Here is a 2,180-nt window from a genome sequence, read left to right on the forward strand (position 1 = left end):
GCCGAAGCTTAGGACTGCATAGCAGTGGTAGCGGAGCGTAGTGTGACATAGTCTCATTCCTCCTTCGATCCCGACGGGATCATTGGAGGAGAGAGGCTTTCGATGAAGCGGGCGCGTGAGCGATCCCGTGGAGAGATCACTAGCGAGAATGATGACATGAGTAGCGACAAACAGGGTGAGAGACCCTGTCGCCGAAAGTCCAAGGGTTCCTGCTTAAAGCTAATCTGAGCAGGGTAAGCCGACCCCTAAGGCGAGGCCGAAAGGCGTAGTCGATGGGAACCAGGTTAATATTCCTGGGCCAGATGGAAGTGACGGATTGCAAGGGTTGTTCCTCCTTATCGGATTGGAGGGGCCGCTGAGCAGTTCCTGGAAATAGCTCCATCGTTAGATCGTACCCTAAACCGACACAGGTGGACTGGTAGAGAATACCAAGGCGCTTGAGAGAACGATGTTGAAGGAACTCGGCAAAATACCTCCGTAAGTTCGCGAGAAGGAGGCCCGGTTTCTAGGCAACTAGTGGCTGGGGGCACAAACCAGGGGGTGGCGACTGTTTACTAAAAACACAGGGCTCTGCGAAGTCGCAAGACGACGTATAGGGTCTGACGCCTGCCCGGTGCCGGAAGGTTAAAAGGAGAGGTGCAAGCCTTGAATTGAAGCCCCGGTAAACGGCGGCCGTAACTATAACGGTCCTAAGGTAGCGAAATTCCTTGTCGGGTAAGTTCCGACCTGCACGAATGGCGTAACGACTTCCCCGCTGTCTCCAACATCGACTCAGCGAAATTGAATTGCCTGTCAAGATGCAGGCTTCCCGCGGTTAGACGGAAAGACCCCGTGCACCTTTACTACAGCTTCACACTGGCATCAGGCCAAGCATGTGCAGGATAGGTGGTAGGCTTTGAAACCGTGACGCCAGTCGCGGTGGAGCCATCCTTGAGATACCACCCTTGCTTTGCTTGATGTCTAACCGCGGTCCGTCATCCGGATCCGGGACCCTGTGTGGCGGGTAGTTTGACTGGGGCGGTCGCCTCCCAAACAGTAACGGAGGCGTGCGAAGGTTGGCTCAGAGCGGTCGGAAATCGCTCGTTGAGTGCAATGGCAGAAGCCAGCCTGACTGCGAGACTGACAAGTCGAGCAGAGTCGAAAGACGGCCATAGTGATCCGGTGGTCCCGCGTGGAAGGGCCATCGCTCAACGGATAAAAGGTACGCCGGGGATAACAGGCTGATGGTGCCCAAGAGTCCATATCGACGGCACCGTTTGGCACCTCGATGTCGGCTCATCTCATCCTGGGGCTGGAGCAGGTCCCAAGGGTACGGCTGTTCGCCGTTTAAAGAGGTACGTGAGCTGGGTTTAGAACGTCGTGAGACAGTTCGGTCCCTATCTGCCGTGGGTGTAGGATACTTGAGAGGAGTTGCCCCTAGTACGAGAGGACCGGGGTGAACGATCCACTGGTGGACCAGTTGTCATGCCAATGGCAGTGCTGGGTAGCTATGATCGGAAAGGATAACCGCTGAAAGCATCTAAGCGGGAAGCCCCCCTCGAAACAAGGTATCCCTGAGGACCGTGGTAGACCACCACGTCGATAGGCCGGAGATGTAAGCGCAGCAATGCGTTCAGTTGACCGGTACTAATTGTCCGATAGGCTTGATTTGATCCAGTAGTAGACATGCAAGACCATGTCACACTCGGACCAAAAGCATACACCACGTGAACTTGACTTGGAAAACTGATGTATCCGCGAGGTTTATTCGGTTTGGTGGTCACAGCACGAGCAAAACACCCGATCCCATTCCGAACTCGGCAGTTAAGTGCCGTTGCGCCAATGGTACTGCGTCTCAAGACGTGGGAGAGTAGGTCGCCGCCAAACCTAATAAGCCTCGCTCAAAAATATCTCTCAAAACGATGACAAAACGATACGAAAATTGCCGCGGGATGGAGCAGTCCGGTAGCTCGTCAGGCTCATAACCTGAAGGTCGTAGGTTCAAATCCTACTCCCGCAACCAACTTTAGCGAAGACGCCGCTCCCGAAAGGGCAGCGGCGTTTTTGCTGTCCGCCAAGCTTAACAATCCCAACAGCTTGCCACGGATTCCCAGCATGTGGAGGACCGCCTCCGCGTCCCACGAGACGATGACCTGCTCTCCTTGGAGTCCGCGCTTATAGGTTAGCCCTGTTCAGAGTTT

1 tRNA gene and 2 rRNA genes (1 of these 3 running past the window's edge) are annotated in these 2,180 nt (G+C 54.9%); all 3 read left to right on the forward strand.

The features are described from left to right. Positions 1–1,651 (forward strand): 23S ribosomal RNA (locus BMX96_RS14425); it begins 1,183 nt to the left of the window's first position. A 100-nt stretch (positions 1,652–1,751) separates the two neighbouring features. After that, positions 1,752–1,866, forward strand: a 5S ribosomal RNA gene (gene rrf / locus BMX96_RS14430). Positions 1,867–1,925: 59 nt separating this feature from the next. Continuing rightward, positions 1,926–2,002: transfer RNA gene (locus BMX96_RS14435), tRNA-Met, on the forward strand. Positions 2,003–2,180 lie beyond the last annotated feature (178 nt).

Source organism: Palleronia pelagia, assembly GCF_900110115.1.
GTDB lineage: Bacteria > Pseudomonadota > Alphaproteobacteria > Rhodobacterales > Rhodobacteraceae > Palleronia > Palleronia pelagia.